General features: G+C 66.6%; 19 protein-coding genes, 1 pseudogene and 2 riboswitches. Of the genes and pseudogenes, 15 read left to right on the top strand and 5 right to left on the bottom strand.

Annotated features, from left to right (window positions below; all coding sequences use genetic code 11):
- Window positions 1-4: 4 nt before the first annotated feature.
- From DBO86_RS23870 to cobG, 5 genes are all read right to left on the bottom strand, one after another.
- Window positions 5-901: an AraC family ligand binding domain-containing protein gene (locus tag DBO86_RS23870; RefSeq protein ID WP_167399159.1), complete on the bottom strand. Its 897-nt coding sequence runs from the start codon at window positions 899-901 to the stop codon at window positions 5-7.
- A gap of 400 nt (window positions 902-1301) precedes the next feature.
- Window positions 1302-2951 (bottom strand): precorrin-3B C(17)-methyltransferase, encoded by a 1650-nt coding sequence (gene cobJ, locus DBO86_RS23865; RefSeq protein ID WP_108235054.1) that lies wholly within the window; start codon window positions 2949-2951, stop codon window positions 1302-1304.
- Window positions 2952-3074: 123 nt separating this feature from the next.
- Window positions 3075-3815, bottom strand: coding sequence for a precorrin-2 C(20)-methyltransferase (locus DBO86_RS23860; protein WP_108235053.1), 741 nt, complete (start codon window positions 3813-3815; stop codon window positions 3075-3077).
- A complete protein-coding gene (locus tag DBO86_RS23855; RefSeq protein ID WP_108235052.1) occupies window positions 3815-4441 on the bottom strand; it encodes a precorrin-8X methylmutase in 627 nt (208 codons plus the stop codon). Before DBO86_RS23855 ends, DBO86_RS23860 begins: the two co-directional genes overlap by 1 nt.
- Window positions 4434-5747, bottom strand: a complete 1314-nt coding sequence (gene cobG / locus DBO86_RS23850; RefSeq protein ID WP_108235051.1) for a precorrin-3B synthase — start codon at window positions 5745-5747, stop codon at window positions 4434-4436. Before cobG ends, DBO86_RS23855 begins: the two co-directional genes overlap by 8 nt.
- A gap of 93 nt (window positions 5748-5840) precedes the next feature.
- A riboswitch (cobalamin riboswitch) is annotated at window positions 5841-6165 on the bottom strand.
- Window positions 6166-6345: 180 nt separating this feature from the next.
- Here cobG and cbiE point away from each other — a divergent pair.
- The 15 genes and pseudogenes from cbiE to DBO86_RS23775 all read left to right on the top strand — a co-directional run bounded on the left by cbiE (window position 6346) and on the right by DBO86_RS23775 (window position 26743).
- A complete protein-coding gene (gene cbiE / locus DBO86_RS23845; RefSeq protein ID WP_108235050.1) occupies window positions 6346-7548 on the top strand; it encodes a precorrin-6y C5,15-methyltransferase (decarboxylating) subunit CbiE in 1203 nt (400 codons plus the stop codon).
- Window positions 7545-8273 (top strand): cobalt-precorrin-6A reductase, encoded by a 729-nt coding sequence (locus DBO86_RS23840; protein ID WP_108235049.1) that lies wholly within the window; start codon window positions 7545-7547, stop codon window positions 8271-8273. Before cbiE ends, DBO86_RS23840 begins: the two co-directional genes overlap by 4 nt.
- A gap of 491 nt (window positions 8274-8764) precedes the next feature.
- On the top strand, window positions 8765-9463 hold the full coding sequence (locus DBO86_RS23835) for a (2Fe-2S) ferredoxin domain-containing protein (protein WP_108235048.1): 699 nt from the start codon (window positions 8765-8767) through the stop codon (window positions 9461-9463).
- Window positions 9464-9565: 102 nt separating this feature from the next.
- Window positions 9566-9759, top strand: a riboswitch (cobalamin riboswitch).
- Between the two features lie 110 nt (window positions 9760-9869).
- Window positions 9870-11981: a TonB-dependent receptor gene (locus DBO86_RS23830; protein WP_108235047.1), complete on the top strand. Its 2112-nt coding sequence runs from the start codon at window positions 9870-9872 to the stop codon at window positions 11979-11981.
- Window positions 11982-12108: 127 nt separating this feature from the next.
- The gene (locus DBO86_RS23825) at window positions 12109-12867 is read left to right on the top strand and encodes an ABC transporter ATP-binding protein (RefSeq protein ID WP_425266821.1); all 759 of its coding nucleotides are present in this window, start codon (window positions 12109-12111) and stop codon (window positions 12865-12867) included.
- Window positions 12867-13895: an ABC transporter substrate-binding protein gene (locus DBO86_RS23820; protein ID WP_108235046.1), complete on the top strand. Its 1029-nt coding sequence runs from the start codon at window positions 12867-12869 to the stop codon at window positions 13893-13895. Before DBO86_RS23825 ends, DBO86_RS23820 begins: the two co-directional genes overlap by 1 nt.
- A complete protein-coding gene (locus DBO86_RS23815) occupies window positions 13892-14899 on the top strand; it encodes a FecCD family ABC transporter permease (RefSeq protein ID WP_108235045.1) in 1008 nt (335 codons plus the stop codon). The genes DBO86_RS23820 and DBO86_RS23815 overlap by 4 nt, the downstream gene beginning before the upstream one ends.
- Window positions 14900-14974: 75 nt before the next feature.
- Window positions 14975-16159, top strand: coding sequence for a C17 cyclopropane fatty acid synthase CfaB (gene cfaB / locus DBO86_RS23810; protein ID WP_108235044.1), 1185 nt, complete (start codon window positions 14975-14977; stop codon window positions 16157-16159).
- A 40-nt stretch (window positions 16160-16199) separates the two neighbouring features.
- On the top strand, window positions 16200-17951 hold the full coding sequence (locus DBO86_RS23805; RefSeq protein WP_108235043.1) for a sensor histidine kinase: 1752 nt from the start codon (window positions 16200-16202) through the stop codon (window positions 17949-17951).
- Window positions 17952-18183: 232 nt separating this feature from the next.
- A pseudogene (locus DBO86_RS23800) lies at window positions 18184-19525 on the top strand (sigma-54-dependent transcriptional regulator).
- Window positions 19526-20172: 647 nt separating this feature from the next.
- Complete coding sequence (locus tag DBO86_RS23795; protein WP_108235042.1) at window positions 20173-21126, top strand: TAXI family TRAP transporter solute-binding subunit; 954 nt, start codon at window positions 20173-20175, stop codon at window positions 21124-21126.
- Window positions 21127-21398: 272 nt separating this feature from the next.
- On the top strand, window positions 21399-23426 hold the full coding sequence (locus DBO86_RS23790; protein ID WP_108235041.1) for a TRAP transporter permease: 2028 nt from the start codon (window positions 21399-21401) through the stop codon (window positions 23424-23426).
- A complete protein-coding gene (locus DBO86_RS23785; protein ID WP_003241302.1) occupies window positions 23423-23830 on the top strand; it encodes a DUF1850 domain-containing protein in 408 nt (135 codons plus the stop codon). Before DBO86_RS23790 ends, DBO86_RS23785 begins: the two co-directional genes overlap by 4 nt.
- Window positions 23831-23972: 142 nt before the next feature.
- Entirely contained in the window at window positions 23973-24488 is a 516-nt protein-coding gene (locus DBO86_RS23780; protein ID WP_041773009.1) for a DUF3617 domain-containing protein, read from the top strand.
- Window positions 24489-24652: 164 nt separating this feature from the next.
- Window positions 24653-26743 (top strand): TonB-dependent siderophore receptor, encoded by a 2091-nt coding sequence (locus DBO86_RS23775; protein ID WP_108235040.1) that lies wholly within the window; start codon window positions 24653-24655, stop codon window positions 26741-26743.
- The last annotated feature ends 16 nt before the right edge of the window (window positions 26744-26759 follow it).

Genomic DNA, 26759 nt, shown 5'->3' with positions numbered 1-26759 from the left:
GCTCCTACAGGCTTGCCAGCGGCGGCAGCCACACTGAAGCCAGTAGCAACAGGGCCATGCTGCGGTTGAACAACAGCAGCCGGGCCGGTTGCCGCAACAGGCGCGCGCCGCCGACGCCCAGCACACCCCAGACCAGCAGGCAGGGCGTCGATACCAGCAGGAACAGCGTCGCATAGCTCGCCACCGCGCCGAACGAGGCCTGGCCGTCGAGGAAGATCGCCGTGACCGAGACGCTCATCAGCCAGGTCTTGGGGTTGATCAGTTGCAGGCCAGTGCCTTGGATCAAGCCCTGGCGCCGGTCGACGCCGCAGAATCGCGCCAGTTCGTCGAGGCCGATGTTCTGGTGAAAGTGCGCATGCAGATAATTGCGAGCACGCAGGGCCACACTGGCGATCTGTGGGTTGCCCGACAGGCGCTGGCGCCAGTGCAGACTGCGCGAGATACGTTCCAGCAGCGCATCCAGCGTGGCGTCGCGTACCATGCGTGGCTCGCCGTCGCGCAGCGCCTGCAGGGCGTTGGCAATACACGGCAGCAAGCCAGGATCGTCCGGCTGGGTGCGCCGCACGCCGGGCAGGCAGTCGGCGGGTGCCTGCTCGAACAGTCCCGGCAATGCCTTTTCCAGCCAGGCTGGTTCGAGGTAGAGCGTGGAATAGGTGAAGCCACCCGGCGTCGGCGCGTGGCCGTCATGGATATCGCCGGGTTCGAGGAAGAAGGTCTGGCCGGGCACGCTACTGAACAGCGCGCGGCGGCAATGAAACTGCTGCACACCCTGCTCGGTAAAGCCGATCAGGTAGCTGTCATGCCAGTGTGGATCGTAGGCGTGCCCCTCGAAATGCGCGCGGATCACCTCGATGCCGGTATCGGCATCCTGCTTGAGGTCGACCCATGATTGCGCGTTCATCGCCTGTTGCCTGTCGTTGCTGTGAACGCCCGAGCTTAGCGCGTCCGACGCGCAGGGCTAGAAGGTTTGTGCAGACGCGCCGTTCGTAGGAGCCGGCTTGCCGGCGATCAAGGTGTTCGACGGTGCCGGATCGCCCGCAAGCGGGCTCCTACGGGTTGGGATACCGGCACTTGGTGCGTGGGTCTGTAAGGTGTGCGCAGACGCGCTTTTCGTAGGAGCCGGCTTGCCGGCGATCAAGGTGTCCGACGGTGCTGGATCGCCCGCAAGCGGGCTCCTACGGGTTGGGATACCGGCACTTGGTGCGTGGGTCTGTAAGGTGCGCGCAGACGCGCTTTTCGTAGGAGCCGGCTTGCCGGCGATCAAGGTATCCGATGGTGCTGTATCGCCCGCAAGCGGGCTCCTACAGATCGGGATACCAGCGCGGCGTATAGACCCACTCGCCGCCATCGGCGCGCGGGAAGCGGCGGGTCTGACTGGAGCCGATGATCACCAGGGTGCGCATATCGACCAGCTCCGGCGTCAGCTCGCCGAGGGTGAGGGTGCGCAGCGCTTCGGCCGGGCGGCCGATATCGCGGCCGAGCACCACCAGCGTTTCTGGCGTGCGGTGCTGGCGCAGCAACTCCAGCGCGCGGCCGAGCTGCCAGGGGCGCGACTTGGAGATCGGGTTGTAGAAGGCCATGGCCAGATCGGCTGCGGCGGCGTGCTCCAGGCGCTTTTCGATCACTGCCCAGGGCTTGAGGTTGTCGGACAGGGATATCAGGCAGAAGTCGTGACCCAGCGGCGCGCCGGCCTTAGCAGCGGTAGCCAGGGCGGCGGAAACGCCCGGCAGTACTTCCAGCTCGATGCTGTGCCAGGTCTCGCTTTGCGGGTTTTCCAGCGCCTCCATTACGGCAGCGGCCATGGCGAACACGCCAGGGTCGCCCGAGGAGATCATCACCACCCGCCGACCGCTGGCGGCCAGTTCGAAGGCGTGGGCGGCGCGCTGCAGCTCCTCGCGGTTGTCGCTGGGGTGCACGCATTGATCGGCGCGCAGCGGGCCGGCCATTTTCACGTAGGTGTCGTAGCCGAGCAGGTCTTCGGCTTCGTCGAGGGCACGGCGCACGGCGGGCGTCATATGTTCGGCGGCGCCGGGGCCGAGGCCGACCACGCTGAGGCGGCCACGGCGCTGGCCGAGGCGTTCGATATCCAGCGGTTGTTCACTCAGCAGCAGGCGCAGGCCGTCGCTGGCATGGTGCTCGGGCGGTAGCTCGGATGTGCTGTGGATAAAGCGCAGTGGCAGCTTCAACTCGGCGGCGGTGGCGTGCAGTTCGGCGTTGGCCATCCAGCTTTTGTCCGCGAGCAGAACGGCCAGCGCTTGCGGCGCCAGGTTGGCATCGCTCAACGCCTGCTGCAGGCGAGCCGATAGGTCGGCGCCGGGGCGCTCGATCAGCGCAGCGGCGCAGCGCGGGTGGATCAACAGTTCGTCCGGTTGCGCCGGGCGCGCCTGCGCGGTGATGTGGATGACCCGGCTGGCGGCGTTATCCACAGGCAGTTGCGCATCGTCCAGCCAGGGCGCCTGGCCTTCGATGCGTACCGTCTCGCCGCCGAGCAGGTCGCTGACGAAGCGCTTGCCTTGTTGTAGGTCGGCCAGCGCGTAGCCGGCCGGTGGTTCCAGCAGGCAGGTACCGAAGCGCAGCTCGCCGCTGGTGGTGATGGCCGGCGTCACACCCAGGTGCGCGGCGATCTCGCGGGCCAGGCGGTTGACCCCAGCCAGGCCACCGAGCAGCGGCACCACGGCGCTGCCATCCTCTGCCAGGGCCAGCACCGGCGGCTCGGCGCCTTTCTCGGCCAATAGCGCGGCAAGGCTGCGAATCACGATCCCGGCAGCACACAGCACCACAAGTGGCTGACCGGCGCGATACAGGGTGCGCAGGTGCTCGCCGAACTCGTCGTAATGGCGCTCGGCGCCGTCGGCACGCCCGCGCAGGCCTTGGATCTCCGCCTGTGGATAAAGCGCCTTGAGACGTTGTGCAGTGGCCAGCGCACTGGCGCCGAGGATGACGATGTTCATGCGGTAAATCCTTGCAATCCGGGGAATGGGTTTCCCGGGGTGCATCCGTATACGGTCTTGAGACGGGTAGGGCGGGTGCAACCCGCCAGCTCGCTGCAGGCGGGTTGCACCCGCCCTACGGCATTACCCCCGCCATTTCTGCCCAGGCAGCAGAATCATGGAAAAGTACGGCGAATCCATGGGCTCTACCTCGTCCAGCGGCACGATCTTCTGGCTAACCATGGTCGCGCGTTCGACGTAATGGGCGCGGTCGTCCAGGCCGAGCTTGCGCAGCACGCGGCGCACCTTGTCGAAGTTGCGCCCGAGCTTCATCACAACCGCCGCTTCGGCGTCGCGCAGGCGCTGTTCCAGCTCGTCTTCCGGCAGCACGCCGGAGAGCACGCTCAAGCTCTGGTTGCGGTAGACCAGCGGCGTGCCGAGCACCGAGGCGCAGCCGAGCATGGAGCAGACGCCGGGCACCACCTCCACTTCGTAGCGGTCGGCCAGGCGGTCGTGCAGGTACATGTAGGAGCCGTAGAAGAACGGGTCGCCTTCGCAGATCACCGCCACGTCCTGGCCGGCGTCCAGCAGCCGGGCGATCTGCTCGGCGCAGGTGTCGTAGAAGTCGGCGATCACATCCTCGTAGGACAGCGGCGGGGCGAGCTTCTCGGTGGTCACCGGATAGACCAGCGGCAGGCGCTGCTGCGCCTCGGTAAGGTGGGCCTCGATGATGCCGAAGGCATTGCCGCCGTGGCCGGCATTGTGCTTGGCCTTGGCCACGAAGTAGGCCACCACCGGCGCCGACTGGAGTAGGCGCAAGGCCTTGAGGGTGAGCAGCTCGGGGTCGCCGGGGCCGACGCCGAGACCGAGTAGGCGACCGGCCATCATTCCACCTCCGAGGCCAGGGCGTTGACCGCGGCCACCGCCATGGCGCTGCCGCCACGGCGGCCACGGACTATCACGTAGGGCACGCCGCGACTGTCTGCGGCCAGGGCATCCTTGGATTCCGCCGCGCCGATAAAGCCCACCGGCATGCCGATGATCAGTGCCGGCTTGGGCGCACCGGCGTCGAGCATTTCCAGCAGGTAGAACAGTGCGGTGGGGGCATTGCCGATCACCACCACGCTGCCTTCCAGGTGCTCGCGCCAGTGCTCCAGGGCCACCGCCGAGCGGGTATTGCCCAGTTCGCGGGCCAGCTCCGGCACGCCGGCGTCGTGCAGGGTGCAGACCACTTGGTTGTTCGCCGGCAGGCGCGGGCGGGTGATGCCCTCGGCGACCATGCGCGCATCGCAGAGGATCGGCGCGCCGGCCAGCAGCGCCGCACGGCCGGCCGCGCCGGCACCGGGGGAGAAGCGCAGGTCTTCCACCACGTCGACCATGCCGCAGGCATGGATCACCCGCACGGCGAGTTTCTCCAGGTCGGCGGGGATGCCGTCGAGGTTGGCCTCGGCGCGGATGGTGGCGAAGGAGCGGCGGTAGATTTCCTGGCCGTCGCGGATGTAATCAAGCATCGGGTTTTCCTGCGGGATGTTGGCGGGCGAACCAGGCGCCGGCCTCGTCGATGGTCATGGCCGGCGCCAGCAGACGGCCGAAACCGGGCGTCTCGGGCGTGCGTTGGTAGAGCTGGTAGTGGTCGGGCGTGCTGGCCAGCAATGTGTAGGGCTGCACACGGGCACTGGCGCAGCTGCGCGGGCAGGCGCTGAGGTGCACTTGCGGGCGGGTACCGCTTGCGCGCAGCAGCTCGGCCAGATGCAGGGCGTGGTGCTTGCTGTCGGCCAGGCCGCGCGCGCAGGCCGCCGAACCGGTGCAGGCGACCAGGCCGAGCAGCGGCTCGTCGGCCTGGGTCAGCAGGCCCAGCTGGTCCAGCTCAGCCAGCAGTTCGCGGGCGCGGGCTTCGGGGACGTTGCCCAGCAGCAGACCCTGCCAGGGCGTCAGGCGCAGCTCGCCATCGCCATGGCGCTCGCTCAGCTCGGCCAGCGTGGTCAGTTGTTCGGCGTGCAACCGGCCCAGCTGGGCGCCAGCAGCGACCATGCACAGGCCGCTCTGCGCCTGTGGATAAATCCCCGCCGGCGCGCGCTCGACGGTGGCGGCGGGCTGCCACGTGGCCGGGGCCTGCTGCAGGGCAAAATCCAGGCGCGCCTGCAGGCGCTGCAGCAGTTCGTTGGCCGGGATCTGCGTCAGCAACTGGCGCATGCGCGACTGCTCGGGCGTGGCCAGTTCGAGGAACAGCAGCAGCAGTTGGCGAACCAGTTCGAGCGCCTGGCTCGCTTCGACGCGCGCGACGGGCGCATCGCCAGGGCAGCCGGCCAGTCCCAGCAGCAGATGCTGCTCGTCTTCAGCCGCCAGCCACAGGTCGTGGGGGTGTTCGCGCACGGCCAGGGCTTCGCCGCCATCGAGTTGCAGGGCGAACTTGGGCGACAGGGCATGCAGCGCCGGGGTGTCCTGCAGCAGGTCGAGCAACTGGCCGGCCATTGGGCGCACGTCCATCCGCATGTGCGGGTCGAGGCCGGCGGCGGGGCTGAGCAGCAGGTTGCGCACATCGTCGGCGGCGGCCACGCGCGGGCCCAGGCCGGCGCTCAGCAGCGCGTCGATCAGCGCGTTTTCCTGGCCGGGCAGCACGCCGCGGATCTGCAGGTTGCTGCGGTTGGTCAGCTCCAGCACGCCGCTGGCACAGTGCCTGGCCGCCTCGGCAATTGCCCGCGCCTGGGCGCTGCGCAGCACGCCGCCAGGAAGCTTGATGCGGCAGATGCCACCATCGAGCGCGGGGACGATGCGCAGCAGGCCGGGGCAGGCGGAAGGGCGGACGGATGTGGGCAAGCGGTCACCTGTGGATAACGACGCGGTGACCGAACCAGCGAAATCCCATAGGGGACTCCATGGCATCGGTACACCCCGCCCGATGTTGGCACTCGCGACCAGCGTTCGTCGGCAGGTCTCCTGGCTGACAGGTCATGATCCGCTGCGCCTTCCCGGTACAGGCCGTTGAAAAACTATCTGCGTTGGCAATACGGCGTTAAAAACGGCCTCAAAATGCTCATTTACAACACGTAAACTGCGCTTTTTCGGTCGTTTTTGCCTTGTCTTGCCTGCCTCGCTTACGTTTTTCAGCGGCCTGTTTCCAGTGGCCGATTGCGTTGGACTCGCTGTTTACAGTTGCGGGGGCAGCCACGGTTTTACCGTGTTCCCTCTTGGGGAAACTCTGAAATGGCCATTTACCGTCACTCCCGCGAAGGCGGGAGCCCAGGTAGTACTGAGATTCTGGATTCCCGCCTGCGCGGGAATGACGACTATTTCAGAGTTTCCTTAGGCCCTTTACTGAGTCGTATCGACTCAAGGGCACCGACGAAGGCGCTATTATGCCCGCTTTGCCCGGAGCGCGGACAGGCGCTCCGTCGGGCCTGTGCGAGGACATTGGATGAAACCCTGGTTGACCCTGGTCGGCATCGGCGAAGACGGCTACCCCGGCCTGGGCAAGGCCGCGCGCCGTGCCCTGCTGGCGGCCACGCGTATTGTCGGTGCACCGCGCCAGCTGGCGCTGTTGCCGCCGTGCATCACGGGCGAGCGGGAAACCTGGCCGAGCCCCTTCGATCTGCAACCGCTGCTGGCCCGGCGTGGCGAGGCGGTGTGCGTGCTGGCCAGCGGTGATCCGATGTTCTATGGCGTTGGTGCCAGCCTGGCGCGCCAGGTGCCGGTCGACGAACTGCAGGTTTTGCCGGCGCCGTCCTCGGTGTCGCTGGCAGCGGCGCGTCTGGGCTGGCCGCTGCAGGAGGTGGAGGTGGTCTCCTTGGTCGGCCGGCCGCTGACCACGCTCAACGCCCGGTTGTATCCCGGTACGCGCCTGCTGGTATTGAGCGCCGATGGCGATACGCCTGCGCTGGTTGCCGAAGCGCTGCGTGCGCGCGGTTTCGGCGCCAGCCGCCTGAATCTGCTGGAGCACCTTGGCGGCCCCAACGAGCGCCGTATCGATGGCCTGGCCGCGAGCTGGAACCTGCCACGCGGTGCCGATCTCAACCTGCTGGCCGTGGAGTGCCTGGCTGATGCCGGGGCGCAACTGTTGCCACCAACTTGCGGCCTGCCGGACGAGGCCTACCGCCACGACGGCCAACTGACCAAGCGCGACGTGCGCGCGGTCACCCTGGCGCGCCTGGCCCCGCTACCCGGCGAGCTGCTGTGGGATGTCGGTGCCGGTTGCGGCTCCATCGGCATCGAGTGGATGCGCGCACACCCGGCCTGCCGGGCCATCGCCATCGAAGCCAACGAGGGGCGCCAGGAACATATCCGCCATAACCGCGACACGCTCGGCGTACCCGGCCTGCAACTGGTCGCCGGGCATGCACCCGAGACCTTGTCTGGGTTGCCGGCGCCGGATGCGATCTTTATCGGCGGTGGCGTTACCGTGCCTGGCGTGCTCGATGATTGCTGGGCGGCGCTCAAGCCGGGCGGGCGTCTGTTGGCCAATGCCGTGACCATTCAAAGCGAGGCAGCGCTGGTGAATTTCCGCGAGCAGCACGGTGGCGAGCTGCTGCGTCTGACTGTGGCTCAGGCGCAGCCGCTGGGCGGCTTCGACACCTGGCGCGCGGCGCTGCCGATCACCCTGCTGGCGGCCTATAAATCGTGACGGCGCGACTCCTGCTGCTAGGCGGTACCACCGAGGCGCTGCGCCTGGCCCGCCGCCTGGGGCCGGAGACCGTCTACAGCCTGGCCGGCCTCGGCCGCGTGCCGGACGATCTGGCCTGCCGCGTGCGCGTCGGCGGCTTTGGCGGTGCCGAAGGCCTGGCGGCCTTTATCGTGAGCGAAGACATCGAGCTGCTGCTGGATCTGACCCACCCCTATGCCGCGCAGATCAGCCATAACGCCGCCCGCGCCGCCGAGATCGCCGGTGTGCCCTGCTGGGCCCTGCGCCGCCCCGGCTGGCAGCCCGGCGCGAATGACGACTGGCGCGAAGTGGACGGTTGGGATGAGCTGACCCGCGCGCTTGCGCCGTTCGAACGGCCATTTTTTACCTCCGGCCGCGAGCCGCTGGCGCATTTGCACGAGATTCCTGCCCACCAGCACTGGACGGTACGCTGCCTGCAGGCCGAGCCGGCGCCGCCGCGCGCCGAGATTATCGGTGCACGTGGGCCGTTCTCGCTGGATGAGGAGCGCGCCCTGTTCGCCCGTATCCGCTGCGACGTGCTGGTGAGCAAGAACAGCGGCAGCGCCTCCACCGAACCCAAGCTGCAGGTCGCCCGTGAGCTTGGATTGCCAGTTTTGCTGTTGCGTCGCCCGCAGTTGCCGGTGGTAACGCGTGAGTTCGCGGAGTTGGACGCTCTCTACGAGGCGCTGTCCTTGTCGGGCGGGTGAAACCCGCCAACGCCGGTCTGGCGGGTTGCACCCGCCCTACGCTTGACGCAACGCCGCCTGCCATTGCCAGTGGTGACGCGCGAGTTCACCGAGTTGGATGCCTGGGGGCGAGGCGCTGCTTCTGTAGGGCGGGTGAAACCCGCCACCGCCGGTCTGGCGGGTTGCACCCGCCCTACGCTTGACGCAACGCCGCCTGCCATTGCCAGCGGTGCCGTGCGAGTTCACCGAGTTGGATGCCTGGGGCGAAGCGCTGCTTCTGTAGGGCGGGTGAAACCCGCCACCGCCGGTCTGGCGGGTTGCACCCGCCCTACGCTTGACGCAACGCCGCCTGCCATTGCCAGCGGTGCCGTGCGAGTTCACTGAGTTGGATGCCTGGGGCGAAGCGCTGCTTCTGTAGGGCGGGTGAAACCCGCCACTGCCGATCTGGCGGGTTGCAGCCGCCCTACGCTTGCCGTTGCGCTGCTAGACTGCCGGCCCTTTTGGAGACTGTCATGAGCCAAGCCCCTTACGCGCGCATCCTGTTCATCGGCCCCGGCCTGGGGCGCGGTGCATCGTCCGAGCGTCTGCAACAGCGTATCGAAACGCTGCTGGGTGAGGCGCATCTGCATGACACGGAACAGGACGGCTTCTGGCAGGCCATCATCGAGGCGCCACGCCCGGTGCTGGTGGTCGATCTGGAGCCACGCGCCGATGCCGCGCACCGCGACTGGCTGCGCGAGTGCATCGCCGAACGCGGTAACGGGAGCGAGGTATTCGTGGTTTGCAGCGCCATGGAAGATGCCTGGCTCGATGGCCTGGGCGCGTTGCTCGAACGCCGTGAAGCGCATATCCCCTGCAGCGACGTGCCACCCGTTCCTGCGCACCACGCCTGGTCGCAGATCCCACCACATGCGCAGCGCCTGCTGCTGTGCAATGGCCCGCGCTGCACGCGCAAGGGTGCGCTGGGCCTGTGGAAAACCCTGCGCCAGCGGCTCAAGAGCGCCGGCAAGCTGGAGTGCGAGGGCGGGGTGCATATCACCCGCAGCCAGTGCCAGTTCCCCTGCGACCTGGGCCCGACCGCGAGTCTTTATCCACAGGGTGAGTGGTACGGCATCCAGGACGAGGCGGCGGTGATCCGCCTGGTCGATGAGCGTCTGGTGGCGGGCAGGGCGCTGCCGGAGCTGCGCATCGATGAGCCGGGCAACAATTAGCAACTCGGATTACGCCTGCGGCCAATCCAGGCTACGAGCAATCGCCGCTAAAGCGCCTCCCACAATTACCCCCGCGCCTTGACTTGAGCGGGTGTGGGTGGTCATATCCGCCCCGCTTCAGGTGTCTCACGCCGCCGCGCGTGAGGTGAAACGGGAAGTCGGTTGAAGTCCGACGCTGCCCCCGCAACGGTAAGCGAGCGACCGCATCGATACGCCACTGTGCGCCACGCGCATGGGAAGGCGATGCGTTCATGACCCTCGCAAGCCCGGAGACCGGCCTGGAGTCATTTGTCTGGCAACCCGCGGTGGGCGGGCGTTGACTCCAGTAGGGCGCCGCCGTGCCCCTGTCTGCTGTTGCGCATTTCCATCGGATTGCCGTGCCTTTTCTCTTTGCGATGGAAGCAATATGGCGCGCTATCCCCTGTTCCAAACCTGTGCATCGTTCGCGTTGCTATTGGCTGCTTCAGCCATGGCCAGCGCCTCACCAGTCGATCTGCCTGACGTCACCGTCCAGGCGCACGTTGTCGAGGAAGGCGAGAGCGATCTGCATACGCCCACCACGTCCGGCTCGCGCCTGGAGCTGTCGGCGCTGCAAACACCGGCCAGCACCAGCAGCCTGAGCGGCGCCGAAGTGCGTGGGCGCAACAATCTGACGGTGCAGGACGCCGTGACCCGCACGGCGGGTATCAGCAGCATCGGCTCGCCCGGCAATGGCGGCACCGCGCTGTCGGCGCGCGGCTTCACCGGCCATTCGGCGACCATGCAGCTGTACGATGGTACCCGCCAGTACGTCGGCGCCGGCACCGTGACCTTCCCGGTGGACACCTGGTCGGTGGCACGTATCGACGTGCTGCGCGGCCCGGCCTCGGTGCTCTACGGCGAGGGTGCCACCGGTGCGGTGATCAATGTGGTGCCGAAGAAGCCCTTCGCCGGCGAGATCCGCAACCAGCTGCGCCTCGGCTATGGCAGCGATGACCGCCGCCAGGCCGCCCTGGACAGCGGCGGTTCGCTGAGTGACGAACTGAGCTACCGCTTCAACATCAATCAGCAGGCCAGCAATGGCTGGGTCGACCGGGGCGATTCGGACAGCGTCGCGCTCAGCGCCGCCCTGCGTTGGGACGCCCATGACGACCTGAGCTTCACTCTGTCCCACGACCATGGCGACCAGAGCTCGATGCGTTATCTCGGTACGCCGCTGGTGGCCGGCAAGTACCGCGAGAGCATCCGCGAGCGCAATTACAACGTCGCCGACGCGGATATCCGCTACAACGACCAGATCACCCGCCTGGTGACGGACTGGCGCATCAACGACACGCTCAGCGCCAGCAACCAGCTCTACTACATCAAGACCCAGCGCTACTGGCGCAATGCCGAGGCCTATCGCTGGCAGCCGGGTGATACGGTCGAGCGCAGCGAGTTCTACCGGATCAAGCACACCCAGGAGCAGGTCGGCGACCGCCAGACCTTCACCCTCGATCACGCCCTGTTCGGCCTCGATAGCCGCACGGTGGTCGGGGTGGATTACAACCGCATCCACTTCGCCCGCCAGCACGATTTCGCCAGCAGTTTCAGCGACAGCGTGCCGCTGGCCGGTTCCGGTGGTGGGCAGTACCAGAGCACCGATCCGCTCGGTTATGGCCCGCGCGAGCGCAACCTGGCGCGGCAGTTCTCGCTGTTCGCCGAGAACCGTACCCAGCTCACCGAGCGCCTGGCGCTGGTCACCGGCGTGCGCCGCGATCAGGTGCATATCCAGCGCGACAACCTGGTGAATGGCAGCAGCGCCGATCGCAGCCTGAGCGGCGACAACTGGCGCGCCGGCCTGGTCTTCGCCCTGACGCCCGACCTCTCGCTGTACGGCCAGTACGCCACCAGCACCGAGGGGGTGAACAACCTGCTGACCCTGAACCCGACTCAGCAGCAGTTCGACCTCAGCGAAGCCAAACAGACCGAAATCGGCCTCAAGCAGGTGTTCTGGGGCGGGCAGGGCGAGTGGACGCTGGCGGCTTATCACATCGTCAAGAAGAAGCTGCTCAGCCGTGAAACCCCGACCTCGCCCACCGAGCAGATCGGCCAGCAGTCGTCCGATGGCCTGGAAGCCACCCTGGAACTGGCGCTGGGTCGGGGCTGGCAGGTGTCGGCCAACGCCGCCCTGGTGCGCGCCGAGTACGACGACTTCGTCGAAGGTGGCGGCGACCGCAGCGGCAATCGCCCGACCGACGTGCCCAGGCGCACCGCCAACCTGTGGCTGAACAAGGCGCTCGGTGGCGGCGTGGAAGCCGGCATCGGCGCGCGTTATGTCGATGCGCGCTACGCCGATAGCGCCAATACCGCCAAGGTGCCCGGCTACACCGTGGTCGACGCCAACATCGCCTGGCAGGCGTTGCCGGATGTGCGCCTGGGTCTGGAACTGAACAACCTGTTCGACCGCCAGTACGCCACCAGCGCCAGCAGCGACGGCGAGCAGTGGTACCTGGGCGCGCCGCGTTCGTTCTTCGTCACGGCGGATTACAGCTTTTGAAGCGAGCGTGCCTGTGCAGGCGTGCCGCGCGTGGAGACTTTGCGTGTCAGTGAATAGTGCCGCTGGCTGGCCTGCCAGCCTGTTCTCGCCGCCTGCGAGCCGCCGTACGGCGGCGCCTGAGCCGCGCCTGCGCATCCGTGACCTGGCCTGGTCGCCGGATGGCCAGCGCGTCTTGCTCGAGGCCATCGACCTGCAGATCGGCGATGGTGAGCTGCTCGGTCTGATCGGCCCCAACGGCAGTGGCAAGACCAGCCTGCTGCGCTGCGCCTATCGATTTCAGCGCCCCAGCGGCGGCAGCGTCGAACTGGACGGCGAGGCGCTGTGGCAGCGCCCGCCGCGCTGGAGCGCACAGCGCGTGGCGGTGGTGCTGCAGGAATTTCCGCAGGACTTCGGCCTGCGCGTGCACGAAGTGGCGGCCATGGGCCGTACGCCGCACAAGGGCCTGTTCGACGGCGACGATGCCGAGGACCAGCGCCTGGTGGATCAGGCGCTGGCCCGTGTCGGCTTGAGCGGCCTGGCGCAGCAACCCTTCGCCTGCCTCTCGGGCGGCGAGAAGCAGCGCGCCCTGCTTGCCCGCGCTCTGGTGCAGCAGCCGCAACTGCTGATCCTCGACGAGCCGACCAACCACCTCGACCCGCGTTACCAGCTCGAACTGCTGGGCCAGATCAAGGCACTGGGTCTGGCGACCCTGGCCAGCTTCCATGATCTGAACCTGGCGGCGGCCTTCTGCGACCGCCTCTGCGTGCTCGACCAGGGCCGCCTGGTGGCCATCGGCACGCCCGCCGAGGTGCTCACCGCCGAGCTGCTGCAGCGGGTGTTCGGCCTGCAGGCGCTGGTCGATACCCATCCACTGGCGGGGCATCCGCGTATTACCTGGATTGTTTGATGAAGCGTTTACGCACGGCTGAACCTGTAGGAGCGAGTTCTGCTCGCGAATCCTGGGAAAAGACAAAAGCTTCGCGAGCAAAGCTCGCTCCTACACTCGTTGGCGCAATCCTGCTGGCGCTGATCAGCCCCGCCTGGGCCGTCACCGTGACCAGCTGCGATCGTCAGGTGAGCGTCGCCCAGCCGCCGCAGCGGGCGGTCAGCCATGACGTCAACATGACCGCCATGCTCCTGGCCCTGGGCCTGAAGGAGCGCATGGCCGGCTACACCGGCATCAGCGGCTGGAAGACCCTCGATGCGAGCATGCGCGAGCAACTCGCCGGCCTGCCGGAACTGGCGGCGCGCTACCCGTCGCTGGAGAACCTGCTGGGTGCCGGCACCGACTTCGTCTTCGCCGGCTGGAACTACGGCATGCGCATCGGCGGCGAGGTCACCCCGGCCAGCCTGGCGCGCTTTGGCATCGCGGTGTACGAGCTGAGCGAGTCCTGCGCACATGTGCTGCCCGGCCGCGTCGCCAGCCTCGAAGATGTCTACGCCGATCTGCGCAACCTCGGCCGCATCTTCGCCGTCGAGCCGCGTGCCGATGCTCTGGTGCAAGGCATGCAGCGACGCGTGGCGGCAGTGCAGGCGCGCCTGGGCGAGCAGCCGACGCGGCCACGGGTTTTCGTCTACGACAGCGGTGAAGACCTGCCTTTCAGCGCCGGGCGCCAGGGCATGCCGCAGCCGCTGATCGAGGCGGCCGGTGGGCGCAACGTGATGGATGGCGTGGCCGGCAGCTGGATCAAGATGGGTTGGGAGTCGGTGGTCGAGCAAGACCCCGAGGTCATCCTGATCGTCGACTACGGCGAGCGCAGCGCTGCGCAGAAGCGCGACTTCCTGCTGCAGCATCCGGCGCTGCAGGGGGTGACCGCGATTCGGGAGAAACGCTTTGTGGTGCTGCCCTATCTGGCCGTCACGCCGAGCCTGGACAACGCCGCCGCCATCGAAACCCTGGCCGCCGCGCTGCACCCCGAGGCCTTCGCCCAGTGAATCGCTATCGCCTGCTATTGCTCGGGCTGGCCGTGCTGCTGGCGCTGTCCTGCGCGTTGTCGCTGGCCTTTGGCGCGGCGCAGGTGCCGCTCGAGAGCGTGTGGGCGATCATTGGCCAGCACCTGTTCGGCATCACGCCGCAGGTGCCGGTCAGCAGTGGCCAGGACAGCATCGTCTGGCAATTGCGCGCGCCGCGGGTGCTGCTTGGTGCGCTGGTCGGTGCCGGGCTGGCGCTGGTCGGCAGCGTGCTGCAGGCGGTGACGCGCAACCCGCTGGCTGACCCGCATCTGCTCGGTGTGAGCTCCGGCGCGGCCTTCGGCGCGGTGGTCGTGGTGCTTTACCTGGGCGAGTTCGCCGGGCTGCTCAGCCTGCCGCTGGCGGCCTTCGTCGGGGCGCTGGCGAGCATGCTGCTGGTGCTGGCCATCGCCAGCCGCAGCGGCCGTCTGCACAGCGAGCGTCTGCTGCTGGCCGGGGTGGCGGTGTCCTTCGTGATGATGGCGGCGAGCAACCTGATGCTGTACCTGGGCAACCCGCATGCAGCCAGCTCGGTGCTGTTCTGGATGCTCGGCGGCCTGGGCCTGGCGCGCTGGGAACTGCTTTGGCTGCCGGCGCTGTGCCTGGCGTTGGCCCTGGCGGTGCTGCTTGGCCTGGGCCGGGCGCTGAACGCGCTGATGGCCGGCGAGCAGAGCGCGGTGAGCCTGGGCCTGGAGCCACGCCGGGTGCGCCTGCTGGTATTCGTGGTGGCGTCGCTGCTGACCGGGGTGCTGGTGTCGCTGTCCGGCGCCATCGGCTTCGTCGGCTTGATGCTGCCGCACGTGGCGCGCTTTCTGGTCGGCGCCGAGCACCGCCGCCTGCTGCCGGTTGCGGCGCTGCTGGGGGCGTTGTTCCTGGTCTGGGTCGATATCGCCGCGCGCACCTGGCTGGCGCCGCAGGATCTGCCCATCGGCATCGTCACCGCCGCCATCGGCGGGGTGTTCTTCGTGGCGCTGCTGCGGCGCCGCTAGTCGCGCGGATCGAACCCGGACGCGCCGCTCCGGTCATCTGCTCTAGGCTTCATTCATCTGGCCGGAGGAATGACCATGCTCGCGCAACTGCCCACCGCACTTCGTGATCTACGACTGCCGCTGCGCCTGAAGTTGTGGGACGGCAAGCAGATCGACCTTGGGCCCAAACCCAGGGTGACGCTGGTGGTGAAGGATCCCTCGCTGGTCACGCAATTGGCCCATCCCAGCCTGGATGCATTGGGCGCTGCCTATGTCGAGGGACGGTTGGATCTGGAAGGCCCCATCGAAGAGGCCATCGAGGTTGGCGATGCGCTGAGCACGGCGCTGCTCGGGGATGAATCCACACCAGCTGAGCCATACGCCGCCCACGACAAACGCAGCGACGCCGAGGCCATCAGCTACCACTACGACCTGTCCAACGAGTTCTACCGCCTGTGGCTGGATCGCGACATGGTCTACTCCTGCGCCTACTTCGAAACCGGCCAGGAAGACCTGAACCAGGCCCAGCAGGCCAAGCTGCGCCACCTGTGTCGCAAGCTGCGCCTGCAGCCGGGTGACAGGCTGCTCGACGTCGGTTGCGGCTGGGGCGGCCTGGCGCGTTTTGCCGCGCGCGAGTTCGACGTCGAGGTCTACGGCATCACCCTCAGCCAGGCGCAGCTGGAGCTGGGCCTGCAGCGCGTGGCCGAGGAAGGCCTGGAAGGGCGCGTGACCCTGGAGCTGCTGGATTACCGTGACCTGCCGCAGGACGGCCGCTTCGACAAGGTGGTCAGCGTCGGCATGTTCGAGCATGTCGGCCATGCCAACCTGCCGCTGTATTGTCAGCGGCTGTTCGCTGCGGTCAGGGCCGGCGGCCTGGTGATGAATCACGGCATCACCTCGCGCTTCACCGATGGTCGCCCGGTCGCCCGTGGTGCCGGCGAGTTCATCGACCGCTACGTGTTCCCGCAGGGCGAGCTGCCGCACCTGGCGACCATGGCCAAGGCGATCAGCGAGGCCGGGTTGGAGATCGTCGATGTGGAGAGCCTGCGCCTGCACTACGCGCGCACCCTGCAGCTGTGGAGCCAGGGGCTGGAGCGACGACTGCAGAAAGCGGCGCAGTGGGTGCCGGAAAAATCCCTGCGCATCTGGCGTCTGTATCTGGCCGGCTGCGCCTACGGCTTCCAGCACGGCTGGATGAACCTGCACCAGATACTCGCGGTGAAGCCGCGCGACGATGGCGGCCACGATCTGCCCTGGACCCGCGCCGACCTCTACGCCTGATGGGGTACCATGCGCCTCGTACTGAACCCGCGAGCCGTCCATGCCCCTACCGCAACAGCATCGTTACCGCGTTCTGTTCACCGTGCTGGCGATTCTTGCCGGCCTGCTGGTGAGCCTGTGGCTGGGCGGCCGCTATGCCGAGCGCCGCGCCTGGGACGAGCGCAGCATCGAGGCGCGCGGCCAGCTGCAGCTCTACGCCCAATCCATTCGCACTCTGGTCGAGCGCTTCAGCTCGGTACCGGAAGTGCTGGCGCTGGACAGCGACATCCGCAGCCTGCTGCGCGCGCCGCATGATCGCCAGCTGCGCCTGGCGCTGAACCTGCGCCTGGAGCGACTCAACGCGGCTGCCGGCTCCACCGTGCTGTACCTGCTCGATAACCATGGCGAGACCCTGGTGGCCAGCAACTGGCGTGACTGGAGCAGCTTCGTCGGCAACAACTACGCCTTCCGCCCCTATTTCCAGAATGCGCTGCGTGAAGGTGGTGCCCGTTACTTCGCTGTCGGTGTGACCACCGGCATACCCGGTTACTTCCTGTCCCATGTCGTACGCGACGAGGATGGCAGCTTGATCGGTGTGTTGGTGGTCAAGCTGGAGCTGGAGGAATTGCAGCGCGAATGGGTTGACCAGCCCGGCGTGCTGCTGGTGGCCGACAGTCACCAGGTGGCGATCCTCAGCAATCGTCCGGCCTGGCGTTTCCGTACCTTGCAGGCCCTGGACGACCAGGCGCGCGCCGAGCTGATCGACGTGCGCAAATACGCCGAGCAGGCGCTCAAGCCCTTACCCAGCCGGGTTCATCGCTACATCGACGACGAGACGGCCTGGACGCGTATGGACGGCCCCGATGGGGCGCGCGATTACCTCTGGCAGCGGATGACGTTGCCCGATGAAGGCTGGACGCTGCATCTGCTCAGCGATCCCGGCAACCTGGCCGATGCTCGCCTCAGCTATCGCCTGGCTGCTGCCGGGGTATGGATGACCTTCGCCTTCCTGCTGTTGTTCCTCTTCCAGCGGCGCAAGAACCAGCGTTTGCAGGCCGGCATCCGCGAGCGCCTGGAGCGCGAGGTGGCGCTGCGCACCGCCGAGCTGCGCCAGGCCCAGGAAGGCCTGGTGCATGCCGCCAAGATGGCCGCGCTGGGGCAGATGTCGGCGGCGCTGGCGCACGAGATCAACCAGCCGCTGACCGCCCTGCAGATGCAGCTCGGCAGCCTGCGCCTGCTGCTCGACAGTGGTCGGCCGGAAGCGGTGCGCGACGGCCTGCAGCGCATCGATGGTCTGCTGCAGCGCATGGCGGCGCTGACCGGCCACCTCAAGACCTTTGCCCGCAAGACCCCGGCCGGCCTCAGCGAGCGCCTGTGCCTCGGTGACGTGCTGGAGCAGGCCCTGCAGCTGTTGGCGCCGCGTATGCGCAGCGAGCAGGTGGAGCTGCGTACGCAGATCGACGACGAGGCCGAAGTGCTTGGCGATGCCATCCGTATCGAACAGGTGATTCTCAACCTGCTGCACAACGCCCTCGATGCCATGGCCGAGAGCGAGACGCGCATCCTTCTGGTGCGCATCGCCCGCGAAGACGATGGCTACCTGCTCAGCGTCGAGGACAGTGGCGGCGGCATCGCCGAGGAAACCCTCGGGCGGGTGTTCGAACCCTTCTTCACCACCAAGCCGGTGGGGCAGGGGTTGGGGCTTGGGCTGGCGGTGTCCTACGGTATCGTGCGCGATCTCGGCGGCACGCTGGAGGCGCACAACGGCGAGCTGGGTGCAGTGTTTACCTTGCGTTTGCCCGCCGCGCCGTAACCCGGATTGCTGCGCGTAGGCCTTGTAGGAGCCCGCTTGCGGGCGATGCTCCGCGCCACAAAGGCCTATCGCCGGCAAGCCGGCTCCTACACGGGGCATATCGGTGGGCCTGGGGTGGGTTGGTGCTCGCTGCGCGGCGCTGCCTGATCTTAGTGTGCGCGGTGCGCACCGGTCGCTCCCCCGGATCGTATTCGTCGGGCTACACTGCCCGCCGTTCTCAACAGGAGGTGCCATGAGCGCTCAGGTCATAGTGGTCGACGACGAAGCGGCGATTCGCGAGGCGGTACAGCAGTGGCTGGAGCTGTCCGGTTGCGACGTACGTACCTGCGCCAGTGCGGCCGAAGCCTTGGCTTTGGTCGACCGCGACTTCCCCGGCATCGTCGTCAGCGATGTGCGCATGCCCGGCACTGATGGCCTGCAACTGCTCGACAAGCTGCTGCAGATCGACAGCGACCTGCCGGTGATCCTCGTTACTGGCCATGGCGACGTGCCCATGGCGGTGCAGGCACTGCGTCAGGGCGCCTATGACTTCATCGAAAAACCCTTCACCCCCGAGCGCCTGCTCGACAGCGTGCGCCGCGCGCTGGACAAGCGCCGCCTGGTCTGCGAGAACCGCCAGCTACGCCAGCAGGTGGCCGACAAGGGCCGCATCGAAAGTCAGTTGATCGGCATTTCGCGGCCCATGGAAAACCTGCGCCGGCAGATCCTCGAATTGGCCGGTACTTCGGTCAACGTCCTGATCCGGGGGGGAGACCGGCAGCGGCAAGGAGCGCGTCGCGCGCTGCCTGCACGACTTCAGCGCGCGCGCGCGCAAGGCCTTTGCCGCGCTCAACTGCGCGGCGATTCCCGAGACCATCTTCGAAAGCGAGCTGTTCGGTCACGAGAGCGGCGCCTTTACCGGCGCCCAGGCACGGCGTATCGGCCGCATCGAGCATGCCGATGGCGGTACCCTGTTTCTCGACGAGGTGGAAAGCATGCCGCTGGCGCAGCAGGTCAAACTGCTGCGCGTGCTGCAGGAAAAAACCCTGGAACGCCTCGGCTCGAACAAGAGCATTCAGGTCGATCTGCGGGTGATCAGCGCGGCCAAGCCGGACTTGCTTGACGAGGTTAAGGCCGGGCGCTTCCGTGAGGATCTGGTGTACCGCCTGAACGTCGCCACTCTGCATATTCCGCCGCTGCGCGAGCGTCGTGAGGACATTCCGCTGCTGTTCGAGCATTTCGCCCACGAGGCCGCGCAACGTCATGGCCGCGAAGCGCCGCCACTGGCGCCGAGCGAACTGGCGCGCCTGCTCGGGCATGACTGGCCGGGCAACGTGCGTGAGCTGATCAACGCCGCCGAGCGCCATGCGCTGGGGCTGTCCAGCCCGCCGCCGGCCGAGCGCTTTGCCGCCCAGGCTCTGGCGCAGCAGATGGAGGCCTTCGAGGCGCAGTGCCTGCATAACGCCCTGCTGCAATGCCAGGGCAATATCGCCGCAGTGATGGAAATGCTGCAGCTACCGCGGCGCACCCTCAACGAGAAAATGCAGCGTCATGGCCTGGCGCGCGGTGATTACCTGCCAGGCGGTGAGGAATAAAGTACCGCTTGCCTGTGTAGGAGCCGGCTTGCCGGCGATCTTGGGCGGGCTGCTAACCTTGAGATGTTCTGAAAAGGCCACTTATCGTCACTCCCGCGAAGTCGGGAGCCCTGTTGATTGGCAGATTCTGGGTGCCCGCCTGCGCGGGCATGACGGTTTCCCCTTGACTTGTGGGAGCCCCGTCCCGGGCGACGCTTTTGGGTGTGAGCTTGGTATTGCACAATGGCCGCCATTCGCCGCGGGTCGCGGCTCCTACAGGGCGCGTGACGCGATAAGCGGAATTTTGCCGACCCTATCACGGATGTAGGCGATTTCCCGCTCAATGACCCATCGGTCTCTATATAAAACCCCTCTATACTCGGGCGTTTCAGGCCCTGGCATGGCATCTGCTATGTCCGTTGTAGCCGTGCAGCATCTTGCCGACGCGGCGACCATAAAAACGACAAGAGGTCAGCCCATGAACTGCCATGCCCCTCGCGCCATGCCGCACTCGCTGCCGTGCATGGGCTGCTTCCCCACCGCGCCTGCCGCGGCTCTTGTCCAACGTTGCACCCTGCGCTGCTGATCGCGCACCGCCGATGCCGCCTCGGTGGCGTCGTCTAGAGTGAAACTCTGCATAAAGCCATAACAACGACGGAGATACTTCCATGCGACTGACCAAGAAAATCAGCCTGTTCGCCGCTGCCGCGGCCATCACTGCCAGCACCGCAGTGCTCGCTGCCCCGACCTTCATCAACGTGCTCACCGGCGGTACCAGCGGTGTGTACTACCCGATTGGCGTGGCCCTTTCGCAGCTGTACAGCAATGGCATCGAAGGCTCCAAGACCTCGGTCCAGGCGACCAAGGCGTCGGTGGAAAACCTCAACCTGCTCGAAGCCGGCCGCGGCGAGCTGGCCTTCGCCCTCGGCGACTCGGTGGCCGATGCCTGGAACGGCGTGGAAGATGCCGGCTTCAAGGCGCCGCTGAAGAAGATCCGCGCCATCGCCGGCACCTACCCGAACTACATCCAGATCGTCGCCAACGCCGAATCCGGCATCAAGACCCTGGAAGACCTCAAGGGCAAGCGCATCTCCGTCGGCGCGCCGAAGTCCGGTACCGAGCTCAACGCCCGCGCCATCTTCGAAGCCGCCGGCCTGAGCTACAAGGACATGGGCAAGGTCGAGTTCCTGCCGTACGCCGAGTCGGTGGAGCTGATCAAGAACCGTCAGCTGGACGCCACCCTGCAGTCCTCCGGTCTGGGCATGGCCGCCATTCGTGACCTGGCCTCGACCATGAAGATCAGCTTCGTCTCCATCCCGGCCGAAGTGACCGCGAAGATCGACAACGCCGCCTACGAGGCCGCCACCATCCCGGCCGGCACCTACGACGGTCAGGACGCCGACGTGCCCACCGTGGCCATCAACAACATCCTGGTTACCCATGAAGGCGTCTCCGACGAGGTGGCCTACCAGATGACCAAGCTGATGTTCGACAACCTCGAGCGTCTGGGCACCGCCCACTCCGCGGCCAAGGACATCAAGCTGGAAAGCGCCACCAAGAACCTGCCGATCCCGCTGCACCCGGGTGCCGAGCGCTTCTACAAGGAAGCCGGCGCGCTCTGATGCCGGGCGGGCCGTGGCGTGGCGCCACGGCCCTGGTGGGCTGTCTCGGCAGCGTTGGATCGATCACCGGTGCGTATGGCCTGGGCGGCTCTGCGACACCCTACGAATCGCCACCGCGACAGTGTTTCGAGACAGCACGCCGGCGATGAAGCTGGCCGCGCTGCGGCCGGCCCATCCGACGCAGAATCGCGAATAAAACCGGCGTTCATGGACGGTGGGTTTTGTTGGCGACTCTGTCTCCGCAATCGAAGTAGTCATGAGGTGTGCACTCCATGAGTGAGCAGAATCAGGGCATGGGCGCCAGCCCGTCCGACTGGCCGAAGGCGCTGTTCGCCGTCGCGCTGCTGTTTTCCATCTTCCAGATCGTCACCGCCGCCTTCCACCCGGTGTCCACCCAGGTGCTGCGCGCAGTGCACGTCGGCTTCCTGCTGCTGCTGGTGTTCATCAGCATCCCCGCCTTCGGCGTCAAGCGCCCCTGGCAGCCGCTGGCCTGGCTGCTGGGCCTGGCCGGCATGGCCACGGCCATCTACCAGTGGTACTTCGAGGCGGACCTGATCCAGCGCTCGGGTGACATGACCACCGGCGACATGATCGTCGGCCTGGTCCTCATCGTGCTGGTGTTCGAGGCCGCGCGGCGGGTCATGGGCATCGCCCTGCCGATCATCTGCGCGCTGTTTCTCGCCTACGGCATGCTCGGCCAGTACCTGCCGGGCGATCTGATGCACCGCGGCTACGGCCTCGACCAGATCGTCAACCAGCTGGCCTTCGGCACTGAAGGTCTGTACGGCACGCCGACCTACGTCTCGGCCACCTACATCTTCCTGTTCATCCTGTTCGGCGCCTTCCTCGAGCAGGCCGGAATGATCAAGCTGTTCACCGACTTCGCCATGGGCCTGTTCGGTCACAAGGTCGGCGGCCCGGCCAAGGTGTCGGTGGTGTCCTCGGCGCTGATGGGCACCATCACCGGCTCCGGCGTGGCCAACGTGGTCACCACCGGGCAGTTCACTATCCCGCTGATGAAGCGTTTCGGCTACCGCCCGGCCTTCGCCGGCGGGGTCGAGGCGACCTCGTCGATGGGCAGCCAGATCATGCCGCCGATCATGGGCGCCGTGGCCTTCATCATGGCCGAGACCATCAACGTGCCGTTCTTCGAGGTGGCCAAGGCCGCGCTGATCCCGGCGCTGCTGTACTTCGGCTCGGTGTTCTGGATGGTCCACCTGGAGGCCCGTCGCGCCAACCTGCGCGGCCTGCCCAAGGAGGAATGCCCGAACCCGTGGAAGGCGGTGCGCGAGCGCTGGTTCCTGCTGATCCCGCTGTTCATCCTCATCTACCTGCTGTTCTCCGGGCGCACGCCGCTGTTCTCCGGCACCGTCGGCCTGGCCCTGACCGCCATGGTCATCCTCGGCTCGGCGATCATCCTGCGGGTCTCGTCGAAGGCCATGCGCTTCGCCTTCTGGATCGCCCTGGGCGTGCTCTGCGCCGGCTTCTTCCAGCTCGGCATCGGCGTGGTGTTCGGCGTCATCGCGGCGCTGGTGGCGGTGTGCTGGTTCGTCAAGGGCGGCCGCGACACCCTGATCCTGTGCCTGCACGCGCTGGTCGAAGGTGCGCGTCACGCGGTGCCGGTCGGCATCGCCTGCGCCCTGGTCGGGGTGATCATCGGCGTGGTGTCGCTGACCGGGGTGGCCTCCACCTTCGCCGGCTACATCCTTGCCATCGGCCAGGACAACCTGTTCCTGTCGCTGGTGCTGACCATGCTCACCTGCCTGGTGCTGGGCATGGGCATTCCGACCATCCCCAACTACATCATCACCAGTTCGATCGCCGCGCCGGCACTGCTGGAGCTGGGCGTGCCGCTGATCGTCTCGCACATGTTCGTCTTCTACTTCGGCATCATGGCCGACCTCACCCCGCCGGTAGCGCTGGCCTGCTTCGCCGCCGCGCCGATCGCCAAGGAGCGCGGGCTGAAGATCAGTTTCTGGGCCGTGCGTATCGCCGTGGCCGGTTTCGTCGTGCCCTATATGGCGGTGTATTCGCCGGCGCTGATGCTGCAGGGCGACAGCCTGCTGGCGACCTTCTACGTGCTGTTCAAGGCGGCATTGGCCATCGGCATCTGGGGCGTGGTGTTCACCGGCTTCCTGCAGGCCAGGCTGGCCTGGTGGGAGCGCATCCTGGGCCTGGCCGCCGGCGCCAGCCTGATTCTGGCCACGCCGATCAGTGACGAAATCGGCTTTGCCCTCAGCGCCATCTTCATCGCTCAGCACCTGTGGCGCGCCCGTCGTGCCGAGGCGGCGACGGCGTGATCGGCCTGTGCCTCGGGTTGGCCGGCGCGGTGTGGGCAGAGTTGCCCACGCCGGCCTTCACCCTGGCCTGGACCCACACCATCGAGAAGATCCGCTGGGAAGAGGATTACCGCGTCACCGCCGAGGGCCTGGTGCTCGGCGAGGCGCGGGTCAAGGGTTCCGGCGCCGGAATGGAGATTCCCGACGGCGCCGAACTGCGCAATGGCAGCTGGCACTACCAGCGTCAGCTACCGCCTTTGCAACCCCTGCGAGTCGGGCGTACGCCCGAAGCCGGGGATTACCAACTGTGTATCGACCAGCGTTGTCGCCCGATGAGCGACTGGCTCGGCCCGCCACAAGCGAGCCAGCCGGCGTTGGAACTCTGGAGCTGCGAGCTGAGCTCCCCCGCGGCTGACGCGGGCTAGGTTCGCCAGAGCGGACCCAGGCTTCCGGCGCCACAAGTGCCGGGCGGAAAGGAAGAGAACCCCCATGCGGCGCGAGCCTATGGGGGTTTTGTTCGTCTGCGGCCTGCTAGGCTTGGCTAACCACCTGCCCAGGAGACCTGCCATGCGCCCGATCTTTCGTTTCGCCCTCCCGCTCGCCCTCTGTCTGTCACCGCTGACGGCCAGCGCCCTGGATATCCAGCCCGGCGTCTGGGAAGTCAGCTCGCACAACATGCAGGTGGGCGGTCAGGCCATGCCTGGCATGGAGCAGATGCTGGCGCAGATGCAGAACCTGCCGCCCGAACAGCGGCAGATGATGGAAAACATGATGGCCGAGCAGGGCATCAGGCTCGGTGCCGGTGGCGTGCAGATGTGCCTGACCGCCGAGCAGATCAAGGCGCAGGAAATCCCCCTGCACGACCCCGAATCCGGCTGCAGCAACGAGATCGTCGAGCGCAGCGCGAAGCTGTGGAAGTTCCGTTTCAACTGCCCGGACGCTCAGGGCGAAGGGGAGACGCGCTTCGTCAGCGACAAGGAATTCACCACGCAGGTCAAAGGCACCTACAACGGCCAGCCAAGCAGCATGGAAAGCCGTGCCCGCTGGGTCGGGGCGGACTGTGGTTCGCTCAAACGTAACTGATACTTATACGAAGGTGTAAATATTTCTCATTGACGGGTGGATCTTCTGTTGCGAGAATTTTGTCGCTAATTATTTGCGTTTGCGTCTAGCAAATGCTGCCAGTGAGGCAACCTGCTGCAAAGGGACTGCCAGCAGCTATCGACAGCGCATCAGGAGATCGTCCCTTGTTCAGCAGAAAAACCCACCTGGCCGTGGCGATTGCGGCCGCCTGCAATTTCAGTCAAGCGCTGGCCGCCGAGCAGGAGCAGCTCGAGCTGGATGCTCAGACCGTGGTCGGCAGCAGTGCGGCGGACGAGGTCAATAGCTACAAATCCACCCCCAGCAGTGCTGCGACCAAGCTCGACCTGACCCCGCGACAGACGCCGCAGGCGATTTCCACCCTGAGCGGCGCCCAGCTGCGCGACTTCAAGCTCACCAGCGTCAACGATGCGCTCAAGGCCGTGCCGGGCGTGCAGGTGCAGGAGGTCGAAACCGATCGCACCTACTACACCGCCCGCGGTTTCGATATCACCAACTTCCAGTACGACGGCATCGCTGTGCCCTTCGTCTACGGCAATGTCGAGGGTGATCTGGACACCTCGATGTACGAGCGCGTGGAGGTGATTCGCGGCGCCAACGGCCTGATGTCGGGCACCGGCAACCCCTCGGCGACCGTCAACTTCGTGCGCAAGCGGCCAACCCTGGCACCGCAGGCGCGCGTGGACCTGACGGCCGGCTCCTGGGACAAGCGCCGTATCGACACCGACGTATCCGGTGCGCTGACCGATGCCGGCAACATCCGCGGCCGCGTGGTGTACGCCAACGAAAACAAGAACTCCTACCTCGACCGCTACTCGCGCGAGAAGAACGTCTTCCACGGGGTGCTGGAGTTCGATCTGGACGAGCGCACCGTTTTCACCCTCGGCCACACCCTGCAGACCAGTGATGCCAACTCGCCGATGTGGGGTGCGCTGCCGCTGAACTACAGCGACGGTTCGAAGACCGACTATTCCCGCTCCACCAGCACGTCCTCCGATTGGGCCTATTGGGACGTCAAGGAAAACCGCACCTTTGCCGAGCTGGCGCACACCTTCGACAACGGTTGGCAAGCCAAGACCGTACTGACGCGAGTGGAAAAGAAGGGCGATGGCTCGTTGTTCTATATGTACGGTACGCCGGATCGCAATACCGGCCTCGGCCTGTTCAGCTATCCCTCCGAGTACAAGGACGAGAACAAGCAGCTGATCGTCGATGTGCAGGCCAGCGGCCCGTTCAGCCTGGCGGGTCGGCAGCATGAAGCCGCGCTGGGGGCCAGTTGGTCGCGCTCGGAGCTGAACGATATCTCCTATTACGACTCCACCACCGGCACTGCCCTGCCGCCGCTGGAGCAGTGGCATGGCAACATCGGCAAACCGCTGAACGACCGGCCTACCAACGGCAGCGATTTCACCGACCGCATGAAGAGCATGTACGGCGCCGCGCGCTGGAGCTTGACCGACAAGCTGAGCCTGATCACCGGCACACGTGTCGTCGACGTGAAAAGTGACGGTACCAATTACGGTGTCGCGAAGACCTCGAAGAACAGCGGCAAGGTGGTGCCCTATGCGGGGGTGGTCTACGACATCACCGATCAGTATTCGGTCTACGCCAGCTATACCGAGATCTTCGATCCGCAGACCAAAACCAATGCTGCAGGCTCGCGCCTGGCGCCGGTAGAGGGCGTGAACTACGAAGTGGGCATCAAGGGCGAACTGTTCGACGACAAGGTCAACGTGGCGCTGGCGGTATTCCGCACCGAGCAGGACAACTTCGCCGAACAGGCAGGCAGCATCGGTGGCCGCGCCTATTACCGCGCGGTCGAGGGGCTGACCAGCGAAGGCTACGAGATCGAGATTTCCGGCCAGCCCATTCAGGGGCTGGAGCTGAATGCGGGCTACACCTTCGTCGACATCACCAATGCCGACGGCTCGCATGGGGTCACCTACTCGCCCAAGCACATGGTCAAGACCGCCGCGACCTATCGGATTCCGGCGCTGGACAAGCTCAAGGTCGGCGCCGCCGTACGTTGGCAGGACGATATCCACAACGGCATCGCCGAGCAGGATGCCTACGCCGTGGTCGACCTGATGGCCAGCTACGATATCGACCCCAACTGGAGCGTGTCGGCCAACCTCAACAACCTCACCGACGAGAAGTACCTGAACAGCCTGTACTGGACGCAGGCCTATTACGGTGCCCCACGTAACGTCAGCGCCACCCTGACCTGGAAATACTGACTGCCTGGGCCGCCCG

Source organism: Ectopseudomonas oleovorans, from assembly GCF_003052605.1.
GTDB classification, from domain to species: domain Bacteria; phylum Pseudomonadota; class Gammaproteobacteria; order Pseudomonadales; family Pseudomonadaceae; genus Aquipseudomonas; species Aquipseudomonas oleovorans_A.
This window is presented reverse-complemented; position numbering and strand designations above follow the sequence as displayed.

Bases quoted from the DNA above. Each gene is read 5' to 3' on its own strand.
- DBO86_RS23870 (WP_167399159.1), bottom strand. From the start codon at position 901: ATGAACGCGCAATCATGGGTCGACCTCAAGCAGGATGCCGATACCGGC.
- cobJ (WP_108235054.1), bottom strand. From the start codon at position 2,951: ATGAACATCGTCATCCTCGGCGCCAGTGCGCTGGCCACTGCACAACGT.
- DBO86_RS23860 (WP_108235053.1), bottom strand. From the start codon at position 3,815: ATGGCCGGTCGCCTACTCGGTCTCGGCGTCGGCCCCGGCGACCCCGAG.
- DBO86_RS23855 (WP_108235052.1), bottom strand. From the start codon at position 4,441: ATGCTTGATTACATCCGCGACGGCCAGGAAATCTACCGCCGCTCCTTC.
- cbiE (WP_108235050.1), top strand. From the start codon at position 6,346: ATGAAACCCTGGTTGACCCTGGTCGGCATCGGCGAAGACGGCTACCCC.
- DBO86_RS23835 (WP_108235048.1), top strand. From the start codon at position 8,765: ATGAGCCAAGCCCCTTACGCGCGCATCCTGTTCATCGGCCCCGGCCTG.
- DBO86_RS23830 (WP_108235047.1), top strand. From the start codon at position 9,870: ATGGCGCGCTATCCCCTGTTCCAAACCTGTGCATCGTTCGCGTTGCTA.
- DBO86_RS23820 (WP_108235046.1), top strand. From the start codon at position 12,867: ATGAAGCGTTTACGCACGGCTGAACCTGTAGGAGCGAGTTCTGCTCGC.
- cfaB (WP_108235044.1), top strand. From the start codon at position 14,975: ATGCTCGCGCAACTGCCCACCGCACTTCGTGATCTACGACTGCCGCTG.
- DBO86_RS23805 (WP_108235043.1), top strand. From the start codon at position 16,200: ATGCCCCTACCGCAACAGCATCGTTACCGCGTTCTGTTCACCGTGCTG.
- DBO86_RS23795 (WP_108235042.1), top strand. From the start codon at position 20,173: ATGCGACTGACCAAGAAAATCAGCCTGTTCGCCGCTGCCGCGGCCATC.
- DBO86_RS23790 (WP_108235041.1), top strand. From the start codon at position 21,399: ATGAGTGAGCAGAATCAGGGCATGGGCGCCAGCCCGTCCGACTGGCCG.
- DBO86_RS23780 (WP_041773009.1), top strand. From the start codon at position 23,973: ATGCGCCCGATCTTTCGTTTCGCCCTCCCGCTCGCCCTCTGTCTGTCA.